Genomic DNA, 20110 nt, shown 5'->3' with positions numbered 1-20110 from the left:
TAGTAAACTAGAGGAGGCTGGACCATGGAGAAGAGTGAACTGCCGGATCTGGTGATGGATGGGGTCAACACGGCTGCCGGGGGCAGATATCACAGCGTGAATATCAACGGCGTCAGTAAAATTAACGGAGCGCTCCACGCACATACCTATAGCTGCGACGGCGTGATGAAACAGAAGGGCGACCTCACGGCCGATGAGCTGGAGATGAACGGAACCCTCAATCTGAAGGGCAATCTGCAGGTTGGTGAAATGAAGCTGAATGGAGTGGTGAATGCAGAGGGTAGTCTGCGGGGAGAGCGCTGTGTAATGGACGGGATGCTGAAGCTGAAGGGCGATTGTGAACTGGAGGAGCTGACCGGTGAAGGGGTATTCACGGTGGGGGGCCTGCTCAGTGCGGGCCGGATTGAGTTCGGGCTACAGGGGCAGTCTGAGGCGGGGGAGATTGGCGTAGAGAGCCTGGTGATCCGCAAAAAAGGCAATGCAGCCTGGGGCAGACTATTAGGCGGGATGATTCCTAAGCTCAAAATCGGGCTGCGGGCCAAGCTCATCGAGGGCGATACGCTAGATCTGGAATACGCGAGTGCAGATGTAGTTAGAGGCGGGACGGTTATTATCGGAGAGGGCTGCTCGATTGGCCGGGTGGAGTATAGATCGGGACTGACTGTACATCCCGGTGCCCAGGTGGGAGAGGAGGAGAAGATCGGTGAATGAAGCGGTAGAACGTCATGATCTGAAGATACTTGGGACTTCGAGCTCTGTCGGCGGAGTTTTTAAGGATGTGAAGGTGACGGGAGAATGTACCTTTGGCGGAGATGTGGATTGCCATAAGCTGGCGCAGACCGGAGAGGTTGCGATTAAGGGCAATCTTCGGGCGCAGGATATCAAAATCACCGGAGAGTGTGAGGTCAAGGGCAGGGTGGACGCAGCCAGCCTGCGCGGACAAGGAGAGCTTACGGCAGGCGGCGGGCTGCGGATTGAGGATATCAAGCTGACCGGCGGGATTATAGTTACGGGCGATTGTGAAGCAGAGCAGGTGCAGCTTACCGGAATCCTGGAGGTCAGCGGACTGCTCAATGCGGAGAAGCTCGACCTGACGTTGTTCGGCCCCTGTAGAGCGGATACGGTCGGCGGCGGCAGGATCTCGATCAAGCGCAGCCGTTCCGGCGCGTTGCTCAGACCCGGGAAGAAGCTGAGCTTCACGGCCCGGCTGATCGAAGGGGATCAGATTGAGCTTCAGCATACACAGGCGCAGACTGTCCGGGGCGGAAGTATTGTGATCGGCCCCGGCTGCGAGATTGAGACGGTGGAGTACCGGGAGGTGCTGGAGGTTCATAAGAGCTCAATAGTACGGAACACGGTGAAAATGTAGCGTTAATCCTGCCGGGCGGCCTTGAACCGCAGCACGGTTCGCAGCTTCTCCGGGCTGGCACGCCGGGCATCCGAGATATAGATTTCGCGGTGCAGGAGAGACTCCCGCAGCAGTCCCTGGGCAGCGCAGAACTGCTCCATTCTGGTAAAGCTGTGCGGTTCATCATCATAGGAGCCGATATGCGTCATTTGTACACTGAGGCCGTCTTCGCAGCGGGCGAAGACAGCCTTGTCCAGCAGCGGATGCGGCTTACTGCGCTTGACCTGCTCCAGGACTACAGCGGCCAGCGCCGGGGTCATGAAATCCGGCTGGCGGATCATTAAGGTGTATACCAGCTCGTTCTTATCAAGAACGGCTAAGCGGCGTCCGGCTTCGCTGAGATCCCATACCCCTTCCAGCGGGAAGACGGTGTAGTCGTAGTAGCCTTCGGGTGCGGGGCCTTTTTTCGGCAGCATTTTGACTGCGTAGGATAAGGAATACAGCACAGCGACTGCTTCCGCGAATGCGCTGCCGTTGGGATTACCTTCACCCTGCAGGGTGAAATAAGGGAAGGCGGGTACCTGAATCAGTCCCGGTTCGGCAGGAGGCAGGTATAGGGCTTTGTCTTGTTTTCTCCATTCGAACTTCATATGGGTCACCTCATTCATAGGATTGTGCTGCATTTAGCATATCATGCGAACCGGACAGGTGTATGTCAGGTTGGAGGCTGGAGGGGCAGTAGTACATAGAAAGTATATATTCGAGGAGGGTTTATATTGAGCGGAACGATGGAATGCGTGGTTGCTGCGAAGGCGGCACTCGGAGAAGGTCCTCATTGGGATCACAGGAAGGGCAGATTGTATTGGATGGATGTTGACAGCAATGAATTACATCTCTATGACCCTGGCAAGGGTACAGATGATATTCATTCCTTTGAGCGAAAGGTAAGTGCAGCCGTACCGGCGGAGCGAGGCGGCTGGATTCTGACGATGGAGGACGGGATCTACAGATATATGGAGCATCAGCCTGTGGAGCTGCTGGCAGTGGTGGAGTCCGGAATTCCCGGGAACCGGCTGAATGATGCCAAATGCGACAGCCGTGGACGGTTGTGGTTCGGCTCGATGAACAGAAGGTTTGCGGGAAGAGACGGCAGCCTGTATGTAATGGAATCCGCTGGTAAGGTCCGGCAGGTGTTGACTGGAATCGGCATCTCCAACGGCTTGGCCTGGAACGACAGCTTAGGGGTCATGTATTACATTGACACGTTGACCAAGGGGATCGATGTGATGGATTATTCGCTGGCAGACGGCTCGGTAAGCGGGCGCCGGACGGTCATCCAGTTGGCGGAAGGCGAAGGCTGGCCGGATGGAATGACGATCGACAGTGAAGGCATGCTCTGGGTCGCCCACTGGCGCGGGGGCTGTATCTCGCGGTGGAATCCCCATACAGGCGAGCAACTGGAGAGAATTGAGGTTCCGTCGCATTACGTAACCTCCTGCACATTCGGCGGCGAGAATCTGGACGAGCTGTACATCACTACAGCATGCGGATACATGAGTGCAGAAGAGCTTGAACGCTGGCCGCAGGCGGGCGGATTGTTCCGGTTCAAGCCGGGAGTGAGGGGCCGTGAGGCTAATCGGGCGGCTTTTTAGGGAGGACAGCGGGAGAGAAGTCGGGCGGGTAGTCTTGCCTAGCACCTAATAGCAGAAGTGGAGTTGTTTCTACGGCGGATATTCTGCCTGTGAGCAGCTCTTTTTATGTTCCGCCTTTTTATTTTCAGAATAAACAAAATATGGTATTGTATCTATATATTGAAACGCTTCCACGAAGAGCGGTGAGAAAAGCGGAACCCAGTATCAATCATTATTCCTATCAAAAGCAAGGAGGACTTCGATGATTAAGGCTGTTGTCGTAGATGATGAGCGTCTGGTGCGCAGGGGTTTCATCTCACTGCTGGATTGGCCGTCCCTCGGGGTGGTGATTACCGGAGAGGCCGGGGACGGGCAAGCAGCGCTGGAGCTGCTGCGCGAGCAGGAGACAGATCTGCTGTTCGTGGATCTGTCGATGCCGGGTATGACCGGGTTCGAGCTGATCCGAGAGGTGAGGCTGCGGTATCCCGCGGTACGCTGCGTAGTGCTGACCTGCCATCATGAATTCGATGAGGTGCAGGAGGCGCTGCGGCTGGGAGCGGTGGATTACATTGTCAAGACGCTGCTGGAGCCGGAGAATGCCGATGAAATCATCCGCAGACTGGTGGAGCGGATCAGGTGGGAGGACGGGAACAAAAGCACCCCTGCAAAGGCAGAGCATAGGGTGATCGCTGAGGACAAGGCGCTGCTCTATGTGCCGCTTACGGCGGAACTAAAGGAAGAGCAGCTGTATGCGCTGTCTCTGGTGAGAAATTCCACACTACATGCTATGCAGGGGATGTGGCTGTCTCCGCTGCCGTATCCTGTGGATGCAGCGCGGATCGGAGGAGAGGTGGGAGCGGTGCTTGGGACAAGCTGGACAGCGGCGCTGCTGGAGGGGGTGCGCGGTCAGCCGCTGAAGAGAATCGCTGCGGTGCTGGAACAGTCGGCCCGTCAGGCGCTGTTCTATGCTGCGGGCGGCCAGGCGGTCCCGAGGCTGCACTATGGTGAACTGCAGGCGCTGGCCGTGCGGCAACGGCCGGAGACGGGCGGCCCTTCCGCGCTGGGACAGGCGCAGAATCTCCGCTGGACGCTGGAGCGGAGAGAATGGGACCTGTTCCTCAGCGGGGTTGCGATGCAGCAGCCGGACCCTGAGGCAGTGGCGGACTTTGGCCAGGAGCTGCTGCGGAGCTGGAGCCGGCTGCTGCTTACAGCGGAGGAAGCGCAGCAGCTTGCGCTGGCGGCAGAGTGCAACCGGCACTGGCGGCACTGGCAAGTCTGGCTGAATCAGTTCGCGGGGCATGTCCAGCGCCGGATGATTGAGCTGGGCCTGAGCCAAGAGGTGATGCTCTGCCTGATCACCGCTGTGCGTTATATGAGGAGCCATGCCGGGGATAAAATCAATCAAGGCGATGTTGCCGCTGCCATCCATATGAGCCGCGGCTATTTCAGCCGGTGCTTCGCCCGCTTTGCCGGTGAGACTTTCGGGGAGTGCCTGCGGCGCATGCGGCTGGAGCTGGCGAAAGCGCTGCTGCTGGAGACCCCTGTCCCGGTGTGTGAAATTGCCTGCCGGTCCGGCTTCGGAGATGAGCGTTATTTCAGCAAGCTGTTCCGGGAGCATGTCGGCAAGCTGCCGAGTGAATACCGCGCTGAGGGCAGGCTTCAAGATGCACGCTTCGCAGCTGAACCCGGGGACAGCAAGGACAGCCTGATTTTCTCCACTTAATTAATACACTCAACCCTGCCCGTTCAGCCGGTCTGAGTTGCGGGTGACCTTGCGGAGCAGATCTAACAGCACATCCAGCTCACTCTCGGTGAGATCCATGGACAGCTCGCGGTTGAAATCGTCCAGCAGCGCCTGGAAGACAGGGGCGAAGTCGAGCGCCTGGGGAGTTGGATACAGCAGGAAGGAGCGGCGGTCATTCGGGTCCGTCCGGCGTTCGATATATCCCGAGGCCTCCAACAGCTTGACGGAGCGGGTAGTTGTTGCTTTATCGCATTTAATCCGGCTGGTCATCTGATCCTGGGTGATCCCTGGATGACTCAGCACCAGCTTCAAGAAGCTATGCTGGCCACCGCTGCCGATTCCGTAGGGAAGCAGCTCCTTGGCCAGTATTTTTTGGTTCTGACGGTGGAGATGGGAGATCAGCTTCCCGATGGGTTCTCTGATCGGTTCACTGTTTGGTTCTCTGTTTGGTTCAATGACCGGTTCTTTATTTGAAGTCACAATGGACACCTCGCTGAGGATTATAACGGTAGCCTGCCTAAGAAAACCGTATGCCTCAGATCTTACCGTAATTTTGTTGCGTACGCAACTAATTTGCAGTACACTGTGTAGGATTAGTTTGTTGCGTGTGCAACTATATTACATTGGATACAAGAGGTGTTATAGGATGAGCAGCTTAGAGGCGACCTATCAGGAGGATGCCGGGATACAGAAGAAGCGCTGGCTGATTCTGATCGTTCTTAATTTGTTTACTTTTATGTCTACACTGGATGGAAGTATTGTGAATATTGCGCTGCCGGTGCTGGTGAAGGAGCTGGGGCTGCCGGTAGCCCAGGTGGAGTGGGTGACAACCGGATATCTGATGGCGATCTGTTCAGTGATTCTGTTCTTCGGGAAGCTGGGCGACATCGCCGGCAAAATCAAGATGTTCAAGCTGGGCATGGTCGTCTTCACCCTCGGCTCGCTGCTCTGCGGATTAAGCCACAACTTGCCGTTACTCATTGCTTCGCGTGTAGTGCAGGCGGTCGGCGCTTCGATGACCATGGCGAACAGCCAGGGCATTGTTACGGATATTTTCCCGTCAACGGAACGCGGCAAGGCTCTCGGCTTGATTGGAACCTTCGTGTCCCTCGGCAGTATAGCGGGGCCCAGCCTGGGCGGAATTATCGTATCATCGATGGGCTGGGAGTATATTTTCTGGGTTAATGTGCCGATTGGAATTCTGGCGATTGCGCTGGGCTGGAAGGTGCTGCCGAAGGATCTGGTACGTGTGAAGTCAGGGATTGATGTTCCCGGCAGCCTGCTGTTTGCCGTCTTCATTGTTTCTCTGTTCGCAGGACTACTGCTCGGCCAGCAGCTTGGATACGGGGATACGCGGATTCTTGCCGCACTCACCGCTGCGGTAATTACCTTCATCGTCTTCCTGATCGTGGAGCAGCGCAGTGCTCAGCCGCTGCTTCAACTTACCCTGTTCAAGAATCCCTTGTTTTCATTGAGCATATTCTGTGCCTTTCTGGTGTTCGTCTCGAACTTCTGCTTCAATATTATCGCACCGTTCTATGCGCAGAATATGCTGAACATGTCTCCCTTCGATGCAGGGTTCCTGCTTATGCTGTACCCGATCTGTATGGTGATAGTTGCTCCGTTAAGCGGGGCGTTGTCCGACAAAATCGGTTCGGAGCTGCTCACCTTCGCAGGGCTGATCGTGATGGTGGTAGCCCAGTTCGGGCTGGCCCGGCTGCATGAGGGCAGCCCGGTTATGCTGGTCGGTGTCTGGATCGCCATGCTCGGCATCGGCAGCGGGATGTTCGGCTCACCGAACAACTCGCTGATTATGTCCACAGTGCCGCGAACACAGCTGGGCTCGGCAGGCAGCGTGAATTCGCTGGTCCGTAATGTGGGGATGGTTGTCGGAATTACCGTAGCCACTTCGATCCTGTTCAATGTAATGAGCAGTAAGGCCGGCTACCGGGTAACCGGGCTGGTGGAAGGACATCCGGAGCTGTTTCTCTCGGGGATGCATGTAGTCTTCCTGACTTCGTCCGGAATCTGCCTGTTATCGGCGCTGCTTACCGGTTGGCGGCTATTCTCTTCGAGAAGGGCTAAGAACCTGAGCGTATAGAGTGTATACAAGAGCAGGGCTGCGGAATTTCGCTGTTCTGCTTTTTTTTGAAAAAAATCAGAGTTTTGGGGCCCCCGCAAAGACCTGATTCATCATCGAGCTAAAGCTTCACTTTGTGTAATGTTTTCGGGGTCCCCGCAAAGTATTTGAATTCACTCCGAAGCATTACTTCACTTTGTGGGGAGAGTTTGTGGGGATGTTTTGTCACAACATCCGGCTCCATCTTGTCTACAGTTATGAAGAGCAACACAACCACAATGGAGGCGACCCAATATGAGTCTACGAATGAATTATCGTGAGGTTAACGGTCCGGCGTTCCGGGCAATGATGGCGCTGGAGCAGCATGCAGGAAGCCGCAGCAAGGATAAAGTGCTGTATGAACTGGTTAAAATACGGGTCTCCCAGATCAACGGCTGTGCGTTCTGTCTGGATATGCATGGCAAGGATCTGATGAAGCTGGGCAACTATGCCGATCATATTCTGCTGCTGAGTGTGTGGCGCGAAGCGCCGTTGTTCAGTGCGAAGGAACGTGTGCTGCTGGAATTCGCCGAGCAGGTCACGCTGATCAGTGAAGCGGGCGTTCCGTTGGAGCTGTATAATAAGATGCTTACGCATTTTAGCGAAGAGGAACTGGTAGACTGGATTATGGCGATCAATACGATCAACAGCTGGAACCGGATTGCCATTACGACCGGGATGTTCCCGGGCTGCTTCGGCTAAGGATAATGACAGGAGTGTAAGGAAGGAGAGCTGCGTGAAGTGGACAGGGGTAAAATAACGGCTCAGGCCCAGACACCTGCGGCTGAGAATTCGGGTATGGAGGAGCTGTACCGGAATTATAAAAGCTATGCCTTCTCCATTGCGTACCGGATGTTAGGCGTGGTTGCCGATGCGGAGGATGCGGTGCAGGATATGTTCGCCGAGCTGCAGCACCGGGACCGGAGCGGCATTCAGAATATCAAAGCCTATGTGGCCAAAGGCGTGACGAACCGCTGCCTCAATATGCTGAACTCGGCTCGCAGCCGCAGAGAGACTTATATCGGGGAGTGGCTGCCGGAGCCGGTAAGCGAGGGATACGATGGCCCGGAAGCGGCGGCAGAACGTAAGGATAATTTGTCGTATGCCTTTCTGGTGCTGCTGGAGCGCCTGTCTCCCACGGAGCGTGCGGTATTCGTACTGCGGGAAGCCTTCGAATACGACTATGAAGCCATTGCCGGAATGGTAGGCAAATCGGGCAGCAACTGCCGGCAGATCTTCAGCCGGGCCAAGCGAATCCTGCAGACAGAGCCGGCTTCCCGGTTACCCTCGCTCCGATATGGAGCAGTCACCGAGAAACTGCTGGTCCGCTTCACTGCCGCGTTCACCTCCTATGATGTGGGCAGCATGCTGGAGCTGCTGGGCGAGCATCCGGTCCTGGTTGCCGACGGCGGGGGCCGCGAGGTGCATACGATTCTCCGGCCGATGACCGGCCGCCGGGGAGTTACTGCACTGCTGACCTCGAAGCGGGTTATGCACTATTTGCGGGAATGGAAGCCTTCCAGCGGGCTTCTGAACGGTGAGCCGGGTCTGATCTTCACGGATCAGGGAGTCGTGAAGTGCGTGCTCTGCCTGAGCACGGATTCCAGCGGAGAACGGATTCAGAACCTGTATCTCTTAATGGACCCTGCGAAGCTGTCCCACATTACCGTACCGCCAGAGCCGCCGCAGCGCTGATGCCCGGTAACAACTAATAAAGACACGTTACTCTCCCTGATCGGGAAGGCAACGTGTCTTATTAGTTGTTAGGGGTGATATGAAGAATAATTCAAATCACATCATCCGCGATGTAAGTCTTCAGCTCCCAGTGAAATTTAGAGATAGTTGTAGAACGTACACTTAAAAACAGCGAAAATTCACACATGCCACGTTTAAATGTAGTCTGTACAACTAAATCTGCCTAAAAGTGTGAGTAGTAAAAATAAACGGCCTTATAGATGTACTATATACAACTAAACTCAGAATGGGTCGAAAATCAGTAGGTTTAGATGTACAGAATGCATTTAAGCCTGCACGCCCACTTAGTTCTTGAAGCTATGGATTGGCGCGGGAATCCGTCCGCCGCGGTTGACGAAGCCCGCACAACTGAACGGATTGACAGCCATGACTGGAGCGTATCCGAGCAAGCCGCCGAATTCGACCATCTCACCGACGTCCTTGCCGATAACCGGAATGACGCGAACCGCCGTGGTCTTGTTGTTGACCATACCGATGGCGGCTTCATCGGCAATGATGCCTGCGAGGGTCTCTTTGCTGGTGCTGCCGGGAATGGCAATCATGTCAAGGCCTACCGAGCAGACACAAGTCATAGCTTCAAGCTTCTCCAGAGTCAACGCCCCGCGCTGGACCGCCTGGATCATGCCGTGGTCTTCACTGACCGGGATGAAAGCGCCGCTTAAGCCGCCGACATAGGAGGAGGCCATGACTCCGCCTTTTTTGACATTATCGTTAAGGATGGCCAGTGCAGCAGTGGTGCCTGGAGCACCGGCTTCCTCCAAGCCCATGACCTGGAAAATCTCTGCTATAGAATCGCCGATCTCAGGCGTAGGCGCCAGCGACAGGTCGATGATGCCGAAGGGCACATTGAGGCGCTTGGAGGCTTCCTGGGCGACCAGCTGGCCGACACGTGTGACCTTGAAGGCGGTACGCTTGATTGTCTCGCACAGTGTCTCGAAGTCCTGTCCCTTCACTTCTTCCAGCGCCCGCTTGATCACACCCGGGCCGCTTACGCCCACGTTAATCACACACTCCCGCTCGCCCACCCCGTGGAAGGCGCCGGCCATGAACGGGTTATCCTCGACTGCGTTACAGAATACAACCAGCTTGGCACAGCCGATGGAGTCGCGGTCCTTCGTGCGCTCCGCCGTCTGGAGAATGATGTCACCCATCAGCTTCACTGCGTCCATGTTGATGCCGCTGCGTGAGGAGCCGACGTTGACGGAGGAGCAGACTCTCTCGGTTACCGCCAGCGCTTCCGGGATACTGTCAATCAGAATCCGGTCGCCCTTGGTACAGCCCTTCTGCACCAGCGCGGAATACCCGCCGATGAAGTTGACGCCTACCTCCTTGGCAGCCTTGTCCAGAATCTGGGCGACAGGCACGTAGGTATCGGTATGTACAGCCCCCGCAGCTATCGAAATCGGCGTCACGGAGATCCGTTTGTTGACAATCGGCACCCCGAATTGGCGCTCCAGATCCTCACCGGTCTTCACGAGCTTCTCGGCAGAGCGGGTAATTTTGTCATACACCTTCTGGTTGAACACCTTCATGTCGGTATGGGCACAGTCCATCAGGCTGATACCCATCGTAATGGTGCGGACATCCAGATTCATTTCCCGGATCATTTTATTCGTCTCCTGAACTTCTACAATCGAGATCACTAGCGCTCACTCCTCTCCTCGCCGGTTAAATCCGGTGCATAATATTGAAGATATCCTCATGCTGCAGCTTGATTTCCACACCGATGTCTTCCCCTACCTGCTGAAGCTCCTCCACAATCTCCTCGAACGACTTACTGGGGGCAGAGATGTCCACGATCATCATCATGTTGAAATAATCCTGCACAATCGTCTGGGAGATGTCCAGAATGTTCAGATTGTGCTCTGCGAGGTATGTACATACTTTGGCGATAATGCCTACCTTGTCTTTCCCGAGTACAGTAATAATCCCCTTCAATTGAAAAGCCTCCCGTTATCCATGATCTATAATCTTCGCTCATTGCCGCATTAACGGAATGAACGATTTTAATTATTATGTCAAATCAAGGATAGGTTATCAACCAAAGCTTTTGTGTCGGGCTGATCAGAGATTTGAGCTTGCATTTTCCTGAGGTTATAATAACATTGACACTTGATGTAAAATATGATTTATTGGATTTTTGTAGGATAAGCTGGACTGAAGGAGCTATTATGACAACGAGAAAATATAAAGAGCTGGTTGAAGAGCGTACCAGAGAAACGCTGCACAAATGGTCGGAACAGTCAGCAGTCGAGGAGAGGGATATCTACCGTTTCCTGCATAACTTGAAGGGCACCTCGGGCACTGTGGGTCTCGATGCTGTAGAGAGATTCTCCGGCAATGCGCTGCTCTATTTCTCGGATGATAACCATAGAAGCTGGACGGAAGCAGAGTGGGGCGATTATATTTATCCGCTGCTGGAGCTGTTTAAGGAGCCGGAGCCTGTGGGTGCGGTGCCTCCGCTGACTCCGGGGATCGCATTGTCCCATGGCAATGTCCATCAGCAGTTCGAGATTTTGATCGTGGACGATGATGTGGAGCTGGTTTCTATTTTGCGGGAATCGCTGGAGCGTAAGTCCTATTATGTCAGCATTGCGCTGTCGGCCGGACGCGGACTGAAGCTTTTTTATGAGACGAAGCCGGATTTGATTCTGCTTGATATTCTGCTGCCGGACCGCAGCGGGATTGATGTACTGAAGCAGATTATCGGCAAAGCCAAGAAAGAGCGGATTCCGATCATTATTATCAGCGGCGAGCATTCGATTGAGGTTCAGAAGTATGCCTATTCGCTGGGTGTCATGGATTACATACAAAAGCCGGTAGACATCGAGCTGTTCCTGGTCTTGATCAAGAACCGCTTTGAGCTGAAAAAAGAATGGCAGGAATCCATTATTGTTGACGAACTGACCGGGGCGTTCAACCGCAAGTACTTCAACCAGACAATGAAGCAGCTGATCGCCGATTTCAGACGGACAGGCCGGACCTTCTCCCTCGCTCTGCTGGATCTGGACCTGTTCAAGCAGGTTAATGATACTTACGGGCATCTGATGGGAGACGAGGTGCTGCAGAGCTTCTCGGAGCTGGTGAAGCAGTCCATCCGCACGGAGGATACCTTCTGCCGCTATGGCGGGGAGGAGTTTGCCCTGTTCATGCCCAATACTCCTGCGGAGCAGGCGCTGCTTGTGATGGAGCGGATTCAGGAAGTCTTCGCTGCCCGGGAATTCCAGGCCAAGCGTGAGAGCTTTCATGTAACGTTCTCCTGCGGAGTGACCGAGATCACCGGAGCGGTGCAGGATGCCGATATATTGGTAGAGGAAGCCGATCTGGCGCTATATGCCAGCAAGCATAACGGCAGAAACCAGAGCACTCTGTACAGCGAGGAACTGCTGCTGGGCCAGCGCGAGACGCTGCTGAATGTCATTATTGTGGATGATGATCCGCTGATCCGCAGAATCGTGACGACCCAATTCGCTGCCTGGCAGCCCGGGGCTAACGCAAGAGTGAAGGTTACGAGTTATGCGGACGGTGCGCTTCTGCTGGAATCGGACTGGTATGCTCCTGAAGAGAAGTATGTTATTCTGCTGGACGGTGTCATGCCGGGGCTTGACGGGCTGGAGGTGCTGGAGAAGATCCGCAGCAGTTATCCTGAGCTGAACATCCTAGTGATTATGCTTACCGGCCGTAATAACCAGCGGGATATTATCCATGCTCTGCAGATGGGGGCGGACGATTATGTCATTAAGCCGTTCCATCTGCCGGAGCTGCTGACCCGGATTGAGCGCCTGTCCCACCGGTTTCTGTTCTAAATGTCTAAATGCAATGCATCCCAAGCAGGGATGACTGAAAGGTGAGAGTGGGCTATGGTACAAAAGGTACTGATTGTAGATGATGAAGAGGTTCTGCGCATGCTGATTGAGGATACGCTGGAGGATCTGGAGAATGTGGAGGTTCATACCGCCGAGAATGGGGGCGAGGCGCTCGCCAGGCTGGCGGCAGAACCTTATGATCTGGTCATTCTGGATTACATGATGCCTGTAATGACCGGCATTGAAGTGCTGTGCGAGCTGGACGGGGAGCTGAAGAGCCGGACGCCGATTATGATGCTGACCGCCAAGGCACAGGAGATGGACCGTAACCGGGCCAGAGAGGCGGGAGCCCGATATTTTATGCCCAAGCCTTTCAGCCCGATGGAGCTGTTGCAGCTCGTGGAGGACATTCTGAGTGAGAAACCTTAAGCTTAAGCTTGCCGACCGGAGCATCAAAACGAAATATTACCGGATTCTTCTGCTCCTGTTCGTTGCCATCATGGCGGGAGGAATCGGGCTTGTCTTCTATATCAATGTCCAGCAGGAACAGCTGGATCACAAACGTGAAGTGCTGCAACATAAGACGGGGACGATCAACGAGCTGGCGGTGACGCTGAACGAGGTCTTTTTCCGGGCGAGAGGTTATGTGGCTACTCAGAGTGACAATGAGCTTGCGCTGCTGAACGCTGCGCTTAAGAGGCTTGACGGTATTCTGGAGCAGTACTCCTCCCTGAAGCTGTCAGCTGAAGAAATCCGGTACAGAGATGACCTTAAGGTGTTCTATGAACAGTACAAAAGCCAGACCTTGCCCGAAGTGATGCGGCTGGTGAAAAATAATGATTACGTGGGAATCCGGAGCTTGTCCCAGAGCGGCAGCACCAAGGCTGTGAACGAATACCTGGGCTATACCAAGCAATTCGAAACCAATTCGGATGCGCTGCTGAATGAGCTGAACTCCCGCTCCATCAGGCAGGCGGATACATTCACCTTCATTGCTTTTCTGCTTAGTACCTTGTTGCTGCTGTTCTTCACCCTGCTGATCTGGCGGATGCTCAAAATTATCATCGATCCGATTGTGAAGCTGGAGGAAGCAACGAATTCGCTGGCTGCCGGGGATGCGGTTCTGCTCGGTAAGCTGCATAAGCAGGATGAGATCGGGCGGCTCTATGACGCCTTCCTGAATATGGCCCATAGCATCCAGGACAAAGAGGAAGAGCTGATGATGCAGAATGAAGAGCTGCACGCCCAGCAGGACGAGCTGCAGGACCAGCAGTACAGGCTGGAGCGGTCACTCAGTGAAATCGAGAGCATGATGAAGGCGCTGAATCAGACCTCTGCCGTCGGCATTCTGTCGAACAAAGGCGTGTTCACTTACACGAATGATAATCTGAGCGTCTATACAGGGTACAAGAGCTCCGAGGTTATCGGATACACCTACCGGTTGTTTGAGCTGCATAATATTTCGGATTCCCAGGTGGAGCAGATGATCCGCAAGCTGTCGACCGGCGGAGTGTGGAGCGGGGAGACGAAGCTTGCGGCGAAGGACGGTTCGCCGCTCTGGCTGCAGCTGACAATCATGCCTTACTTGAACGATGAAGGCCAGATATACCAGTATATCCTGATTGCCAATAATATTACTTCAATGAAGAATGTGCAGCAGGAGCTGGCGGAGACGCTGAAAAGCACGGAGCAGACGTCCATGATGCTGGAGCTTAACAATCAGCTGAATCATGAAATTACCTATACGCTCGACAAGCATGAATTCGCCGAAAAGTTCAACAAATTCATGAACCGTCTGTTCTCGTTCGACTCCAGTCTTTTCCTGCTGGTCAAGGATAAGATAGCGGTGGTCAAAGGGGTACCGCCGGAGAATGTGGAGCGGTACATCGGTGAGGGCAGCAAGGAGATTCTGTACCGCCTGAGCGTGGAAAAGTCGTATGTGGTGAAGCGGGTAGGCTCGGTCAGAGAGCAGGGGATCTCCGCCAATGAGGTATATTGTTACGACTACTATACAACTGTAGTGAATGCGGAGGATGAGATTCTGGCGGTCTTCTGCGGAACCCGCATCGGACATCCGTTCACAGAGGAAGAGACCAGTGAAATTCAGGGGATAATGAACCGGGTCGCCCTGGCCATTGAACGCCTGTTCATGTACGAGGAGATTGAGAATGGCCGCAAGCTGAATCAGGATATTGTCAACAACGTCAATGAGGGCATCCAGTTTGTCAGCACGGACGGCGTCATTCAGCACATCAACAAGGCGCTGAGCCAATTGTTCAGCTATGAGGACTGGACGGAAGGCATGCTGATTCCCAAGGAGCGCTGGATGGAGCACTTCACCCTCAGGGTGAATGAATCCGAAGAGCTGGGGCGCTTTTACCTGAAAGCGATGTCCGAGCATACCGTTGACTCCAGTGCGATGAAGTATTCTATCGGCAAGGAAGACTTGAAGCATGTGGATGCCTATGCCATACCGGTCTTCCGCCGGGAGGTCCGGGTGGGGACGCTATTTGTCCACCGTGACATTACCCGCGAATATGAGCTCGATCTGATGAAGTCGGAACTGGTCAGCACGGTCAGCCATGAGCTGCGGACTCCGCTGTCGAGTGTACTAGGCTTCACGGAGCTGCTGCTGTCCAAAACGATGAAGCCGGAGAAGCAGCTGAAATATCTGGAGACGATTCATAAGGAAGCCAAGCGTCTGACGGAGCTGATTAACGACTTCCTGGACCTGCAGCGGATGGAGTCCGGCACACAGCTGTACAATGTGGAGAAGGTCAACCTTAGTGAAACGGTCCTGAGTGTCATAGATCAGTACAAGCTGAGCGGTACCCACCATATTCTGCTGGAGGATGAGGCTCTGAATCCAGAGGTTGAAGTAGACAAGGATAAAATTATCCAGGTGCTGACCAACCTGCTGAGCAATGCGATCAAGTTCTCGCCGGGCGCAAGTGAAGTGAAGGTCATGCTTCATAACGAACCGGGCAACATTATGGTGAGGATTCAGGACCATGGACTCGGGATTCCGAAGAATCAGATCGGGCAGCTGTTCCAGAAATTCCGCAGAGTGGACAATAGTGCATCCAAGCGGATTGGCGGTACGGGGCTCGGCCTGGCTATCTGCAAGGAAATTATTGAGAAGCAGAAGGGAACAATCGGGATTGAGTCTGTTGAAGGCGAAGGTTCGACGGTATGGTTCCGTCTTCCGTTGATGCAGGCCGAGACCGGCCACCCGGAGGAGGAGCCTTCCCATAGATGGAACGCCAGCAAGGAGCAGAAGCCGAATGTAATGATTGTGGAGGATGATTACAGCCTGTCGCTGCTGCTCTCGGAGGAGCTGAAGGGCAAGGGCTTCCGGGTCACCCATCACTATCATCCGCAAAAAGCTTTTGACCAGGCCGTCAAAACGCCCTTCGTAGCGATTATTGTGGATCTGATGCTGGGCGATGAGCTGGACGGCTGGGATCTGATCTGCATGCTCAAGAATGATCCCCGGACCGAGAAGGTGCCGATTGTCATCTCCTCGGCGCTGGATAAGGACAATAAGAGCATGATGGATAACGTGCGGAAATATCTGACCAAGCCCTATCCGCCTGGCGAGCTGTCGGGTACGCTTCAGGAGATTGTGGACATTCAGCTGAAGACAGGCGAGGTGCTGTTCCCGGATAACGGTGAGGCCGGACATGGTTCGGCGCTTGGCGAAAGCTAGAGTGAGTATCGAGTAGTGCTGAGTATCTGCTTAGTGAGTATATGGGTAATGCAATAATATGATGGAATATAGTTATAGCGGAACAAGTCTCTTTCGGGGGGCTTGTTTTTTTGTATGCTTATTCGGTTCCCGGCAAAACTTGCTTTAGAGTAGACTCTAAGGGTTATAGTGAATATGAAGCAGCCAATCTAGCAGGAGTGAAAGGGAGGAATTGCGATGAAGTACAGTTATTTGGGTAAATCGGGGCTGAAGGTGAGCCAGTTGTGTCTGGGGACAATGAATTTCGGGCCGGAGACGGAGGAGAAGGAAGCCTTCAGAATTATGGATGCGGCCCTCGATGCGGGAATTAATTTCTTCGATACAGCGAATGTATACGGCGGCCAGGACCGGCGGGGCTGGACGGAGGAAATTATCGGCCGCTGGTTTCAGCAGGGCGGCGGACGGCGCGAGAAGGTAGTGCTGGCCACCAAGGTCTACAATGACATGTTCGACGAGCAGGACGGTCCTAATTCCGGCTCAGGCTTGTCTGCCTACAAGATCAGACGGCATTTCGAGGGCTCGCTGCGGCGCCTGCAGACCGATCATATTGAATTATATCAGATGCATCATATCGACCGGAACGTATCGTGGGACGAGCTGTGGGGAGCATTCGAGATCCTCGTGTCCCAGGGTAAAGCCGACTATATCGGGTCCAGCAACTTTGCGGGCTGGCATATCGCTGCTGCCCAGGCGAAGGCGAAGGAGCGCCATTTCCTCGGCCTTGTCTCCGAGCAGCATCTCTACAACCTGCTGGAACGGACGCCGGAGCTGGAAGTGCTGCCCGCCTCACAGGAGCTGGGCCTGGGTGTCATTCCGTGGAGTCCGCTGGCCGGAGGCCTGCTGGGACGTAATGCACTCGCCAAGACCGGGGTGCGCAGCGCCCGTTCAGCCAAGCTGGAGCAGCACCGCAGCCAGCTGGAACAGTTCTCCGCGCTCTGCAAAGAGCTGGGGGAGCATGAAGATCAGGTTGCTCTGGCCTGGGTACTGGCGAATCCGGCTGTGACCGCACCGATTATCGGGCCGCGCACGATCCAGCAGTTCGAGGACTCTCTGCGGGTGACCGAGATTACGCTGGATGAGGCCACGCTGAAGAAGCTGGATGAGATTTTTCCGGGACCGGGCAAGCCGGCACCGGAAGCGTATGCCTGGTAAGCAAAGTCAACGAATGTTAACCATGCCTAAGGTAAGCAGGGTTTGGAACCCGGCATATCCCGCAGCAGGTGTATGATACGGAATCATCTGACCAATTACGGCCGGACTGTCCCTGATGGGATGGTCCGGCTATATTTTTGTAAGTATCCAGATAAATGTGGTAGACTGATCCTGTGAGTTGAACAACTAGAGAAGATAGGGGAACTGCCGATGCTTTTTTATCTGATAGCTGTCCTCGTTCTGATGCTTGATCAGGCAACGAAATGGATAGTGCGTACCCATATGGAGCTTGGGGAGATGCTTCCCTCCTGGACACCGCATTTGCGGTTTGTATACTATGAGAACAGCGGCGCGGCCTTTAGCTCATTTCAGGGGTTTGGCAAATATTTTGCGATTGTTGCCGTGATTTTTGTAGCAGCAATCTTCTATTACCGGCGTCAGGGTAAAATCCGCGGCCCCTTGCTCGAAGCAGCCAGCGGCTTCCTGGTAGGCGGGGCCATCGGTAATGCCATCGACCGGGTACTCTATCACCAGGTGACTGATTTCCTGGTCTTCGGGGACCGGGGAGGGATTCTTAATCTGGCCGATCTGGCGATCAATGCCGGAGGCCTTCTGATCCTGGTGTACCTGCTTGTGGACCATTTCCGGCAACCCGCAGCCCGCAGACCGTTATAAATTCCAGCCTCTTAGCACTCCGGTCTATCATTTTATCTAATGCAACTTATCATAATTAGTAATGAACCCGGCTAAATCAGAGCGTTTTACTATGATTTAGCCGGGTTTTGTGCATTTTATGCAAGTATTTACCTTTTTAAGAACATGATGGCTGTTATAAGATTCGTTGATCGTTTGCCGGTATTGTGTTAGCCTGAGTTCATGATATTAAGAGGAAAGAAGATTGCACGCTAAGGAGAGGTCGATATTGTTGCAACTACAAGTTACGAACAGTCCTTTTAATGAGAACCAGGCAGAGCTGCTGAACCAGCTTCTGCCTACGCTGACACCTTCACAACAGGTATGGTTAAGCGGGTATTTATCTGCGCTGTCGGTGCAGGGCAACCAGGGATCAAGCGTCCAAGCAGTATCCGCTGCTCCAGCAGTAGTAGTAGAGTCAGCAACAGCCGCTTCGCAGCAAGCATCGCGTGAAGTGACCGTATTGTTCGGCTCCCAGACCGGCAACTGCCAGCGGCTCGCGGTGAGCCTCTCCCGCAAGCTGGAGGAGCAGGGATTTAAGGTCACAGTCTCTGCAATGAACAGCTTCAAGCCGAATGGACTGAAGAAGACAGAGAACCTGCTGCTGCTGGTTAGCACCCATGGCGAGGGGGAACCGCCGGATAATGCCCGTGCCTTCCATGAATTCCTCTACAGCAAAAGAGCACCGCAGCTTCCAGGCCTGCGCTTCTCGGTACTCGCGCTAGGCGATACCTCCTATGAATTCTTCTGCCAGACCGGCAAAGACTTCGATCAGAAGCTGGAGGAACTGGGCGCTCAAAGGTTAAGCCCGCGTGTAGATTGCGACCTCGATTACGATGAGCCAGTGGCCGAGTGGTTCGGCCAGGTCATCAGCTCGCTTAACGGCGCACAGAACGTTTCAGGAATTGCGGATGCAGCGGTTCAGGCTGCTGAGAGCGCGGAGTCGCTGGAATCAGGCTTTTCACGAAATCATCCTTTCCATGCCGAAGTACTGGAGAATCTTAATCTGAACGGCCGCGGCTCAGACCGCGAGACCCGTCATCTGGAGCTGTCGCTTGCCGGATCGAATATCACCTTTGAGCCGGGGGATTCGCTTGGCGTCTATCCCGAGAACCATCCGCAGCTGGTAGAAGAGATCATTGCCGCTATGGGCTGGGATGCGAATGAACGTGTTCCGCTGAACAAGAAGGGCGAAGAAGGCACGCTACAGGAAGCGCTGCTGCGGCATTATGAAATTACGGTGCTGACGAAGCCGCTCCTGGAGCAGGCTGCCACGCTTAACTCGGCACCTGCCCTGAAGGACCTGCTGGCCTCCGGGCGGGAACAGGAACTGAAGGAATATATCCAGGGCCGTGATCTGCTGGATCTTATGCAAGACTATGGACCCTGGAATGCTCCGGCCAGCATCTTCGTGACCATCCTGCGCAAGCTTCCGGCCCGCTTGTATTCCATTGCCAGCAGCTACAATGCCAACCCGGATGAAGTACACTTCACGGTGCGGGCTGTGCGTTACGAGTCACATGGCCGTGAGCGTTACGGTGTCTGCTCGGTACACTGTGCTGAGCGTGTACAGCCGGGTGCTACTTTGCCGGTATATATCCAGAACAATCCGAACTTCAAGCTGCCCGCTGATTCCAGTGTACCGGTAATTATGATCGGTCCGGGCACAGGCGTTGCCCCGTTCCGTTCCTTCCTGGAGGAGCGTGAGGAGCAGGGTGCTGAGGGTCCGAGCTGGCTGTTCTATGGAGACCGTCATTTCGTTACAGACTTCCTCTACCAGACGGATTGGCAGCGGATGCTGAAGGACGGTGTCCTCAGCAGGCTGGATGTGGCCTTCTCACGCGACACTGAGGAGAAGGTGTATGTACAGCACCGTATCCTGGAGCAGAGCAAGGAGCTGTACCGCTGGCTGCAGGAAGGGGCACATATCTATGTGTGCGGCGATGAGAAGCATATGGCTCATGATGTGCATTCCGCACTGCTTACAGTGATCCAGGAGGAAGGCGGACTAAGTGCAGAAGCGGCTGCCGCCTATCTGGAGACCCTTCAGCAGGAGCAGCGTTACCAGCGGGATGTTTATTAAGCGGGACTTAAGCGGAAGAGGAGAGAATCAG

At 54.4% G+C, this 20110-nt stretch carries 17 protein-coding genes; 13 read left to right on the top strand and 4 right to left on the bottom strand.

The features are described from left to right. Window positions 1-24: 24 nt before the first annotated feature. The gene (locus NYE24_RS07885; RefSeq protein WP_051494026.1) at window positions 25-711 is read left to right on the top strand and encodes a hypothetical protein; all 687 of its coding nucleotides are present in this window, start codon (window positions 25-27) and stop codon (window positions 709-711) included. Beyond that, the gene (locus NYE24_RS07880) at window positions 704-1369 is read left to right on the top strand and encodes a hypothetical protein (protein WP_342478434.1); all 666 of its coding nucleotides are present in this window, start codon (window positions 704-706) and stop codon (window positions 1367-1369) included. The genes NYE24_RS07885 and NYE24_RS07880 overlap by 8 nt, the downstream gene beginning before the upstream one ends. 2 nt (window positions 1370-1371) lie before the next feature. Here the strand turns inward: NYE24_RS07880 and NYE24_RS07875 are convergent, their stop codons facing one another. Continuing rightward, window positions 1372-2031, bottom strand: a complete 660-nt coding sequence (locus NYE24_RS07875) for a GyrI-like domain-containing protein (RefSeq protein WP_342478433.1) — start codon at window positions 2029-2031, stop codon at window positions 1372-1374. Between the two features lie 93 nt (window positions 2032-2124). Here NYE24_RS07875 and NYE24_RS07870 point away from each other — a divergent pair, with 93 nt between their 5' ends. Together NYE24_RS07870 and NYE24_RS07865 are read left to right on the top strand one after the other, a co-directional pair. Further along, window positions 2125-3000, top strand: a complete 876-nt coding sequence (locus NYE24_RS07870; RefSeq protein WP_235218566.1) for an SMP-30/gluconolactonase/LRE family protein — start codon at window positions 2125-2127, stop codon at window positions 2998-3000. Between the two features lie 241 nt (window positions 3001-3241). Continuing rightward, window positions 3242-4702 carry a response regulator gene (locus NYE24_RS07865; RefSeq protein WP_076156769.1) on the top strand — a complete coding sequence of 487 codons (1461 nt, stop codon included), beginning with the start codon at window positions 3242-3244 and terminating at the stop codon, window positions 4700-4702. A 9-nt stretch (window positions 4703-4711) separates the two neighbouring features. On the opposite strand, the gene NYE24_RS07860 is transcribed toward NYE24_RS07865, so the two are convergent. After that, complete coding sequence (locus NYE24_RS07860; protein WP_235218567.1) at window positions 4712-5203, bottom strand: MarR family transcriptional regulator; 492 nt, start codon at window positions 5201-5203, stop codon at window positions 4712-4714. A 166-nt stretch (window positions 5204-5369) separates the two neighbouring features. On the opposite strand from NYE24_RS07860, the gene NYE24_RS07855 reads away from it, so the two are divergent. The 3 genes from NYE24_RS07855 (at window position 5370) to NYE24_RS07845 (ending at window position 8537) form a co-directional block, all read left to right on the top strand. Beyond that, window positions 5370-6824 (top strand): MFS transporter, encoded by a 1455-nt coding sequence (locus NYE24_RS07855; RefSeq protein ID WP_342478432.1) that lies wholly within the window; start codon window positions 5370-5372, stop codon window positions 6822-6824. A gap of 273 nt (window positions 6825-7097) precedes the next feature. Next, on the top strand, window positions 7098-7544 hold the full coding sequence (locus NYE24_RS07850) for a carboxymuconolactone decarboxylase family protein (RefSeq protein ID WP_036700804.1): 447 nt from the start codon (window positions 7098-7100) through the stop codon (window positions 7542-7544). Window positions 7545-7574: 30 nt separating this feature from the next. Then, complete coding sequence (locus tag NYE24_RS07845) at window positions 7575-8537, top strand: sigma-70 family RNA polymerase sigma factor (RefSeq protein ID WP_342479214.1); 963 nt, start codon at window positions 7575-7577, stop codon at window positions 8535-8537. A gap of 344 nt (window positions 8538-8881) precedes the next feature. Here the strand turns inward: NYE24_RS07845 and NYE24_RS07840 are convergent, their stop codons facing one another. Together NYE24_RS07840 and NYE24_RS07835 are read right to left on the bottom strand one after the other, a co-directional pair. Next, window positions 8882-10237: a PFL family protein gene (locus NYE24_RS07840; RefSeq protein ID WP_235218574.1), complete on the bottom strand. Its 1356-nt coding sequence runs from the start codon at window positions 10235-10237 to the stop codon at window positions 8882-8884. Between the two features lie 28 nt (window positions 10238-10265). After that, window positions 10266-10535, bottom strand: a complete 270-nt coding sequence (locus tag NYE24_RS07835; RefSeq protein WP_036700808.1) for an ACT domain-containing protein — start codon at window positions 10533-10535, stop codon at window positions 10266-10268. Between the two features lie 233 nt (window positions 10536-10768). Between NYE24_RS07835 and NYE24_RS07830 the strand changes: the two genes are divergently transcribed. The 6 genes from NYE24_RS07830 to NYE24_RS07805 all read left to right on the top strand — a co-directional run bounded on the left by NYE24_RS07830 (window position 10769) and on the right by NYE24_RS07805 (window position 20079). Next, the gene (locus NYE24_RS07830) at window positions 10769-12403 is read left to right on the top strand and encodes a diguanylate cyclase (protein ID WP_036700811.1); all 1635 of its coding nucleotides are present in this window, start codon (window positions 10769-10771) and stop codon (window positions 12401-12403) included. Between the two features lie 54 nt (window positions 12404-12457). Next, window positions 12458-12832: a response regulator gene (locus NYE24_RS07825; RefSeq protein ID WP_076156774.1), complete on the top strand. Its 375-nt coding sequence runs from the start codon at window positions 12458-12460 to the stop codon at window positions 12830-12832. Next, the gene (locus tag NYE24_RS07820; RefSeq protein ID WP_341025807.1) at window positions 12819-16112 is read left to right on the top strand and encodes an ATP-binding protein; all 3294 of its coding nucleotides are present in this window, start codon (window positions 12819-12821) and stop codon (window positions 16110-16112) included. Before NYE24_RS07825 ends, NYE24_RS07820 begins: the two co-directional genes overlap by 14 nt. 216 nt (window positions 16113-16328) lie before the next feature. Next, window positions 16329-17303, top strand: a complete 975-nt coding sequence (locus NYE24_RS07815; protein ID WP_036733015.1) for an aldo/keto reductase — start codon at window positions 16329-16331, stop codon at window positions 17301-17303. A gap of 210 nt (window positions 17304-17513) precedes the next feature. Next, window positions 17514-17978 carry a signal peptidase II gene (gene lspA, locus NYE24_RS07810; protein WP_076156784.1) on the top strand — a complete coding sequence of 155 codons (465 nt, stop codon included), beginning with the start codon at window positions 17514-17516 and terminating at the stop codon, window positions 17976-17978. 250 nt (window positions 17979-18228) lie between these two features. Beyond that, a complete protein-coding gene (locus NYE24_RS07805; protein WP_342479213.1) occupies window positions 18229-20079 on the top strand; it encodes an assimilatory sulfite reductase (NADPH) flavoprotein subunit in 1851 nt (616 codons plus the stop codon). Window positions 20080-20110: the final 31 nt, after the last annotated feature.

The organism is Paenibacillus sp. FSL H7-0350 (genome assembly GCF_038593195.1).
GTDB lineage: Bacteria > Bacillota > Bacilli > Paenibacillales > Paenibacillaceae > Paenibacillus_AQ.
This window is presented reverse-complemented; position numbering and strand designations above follow the sequence as displayed.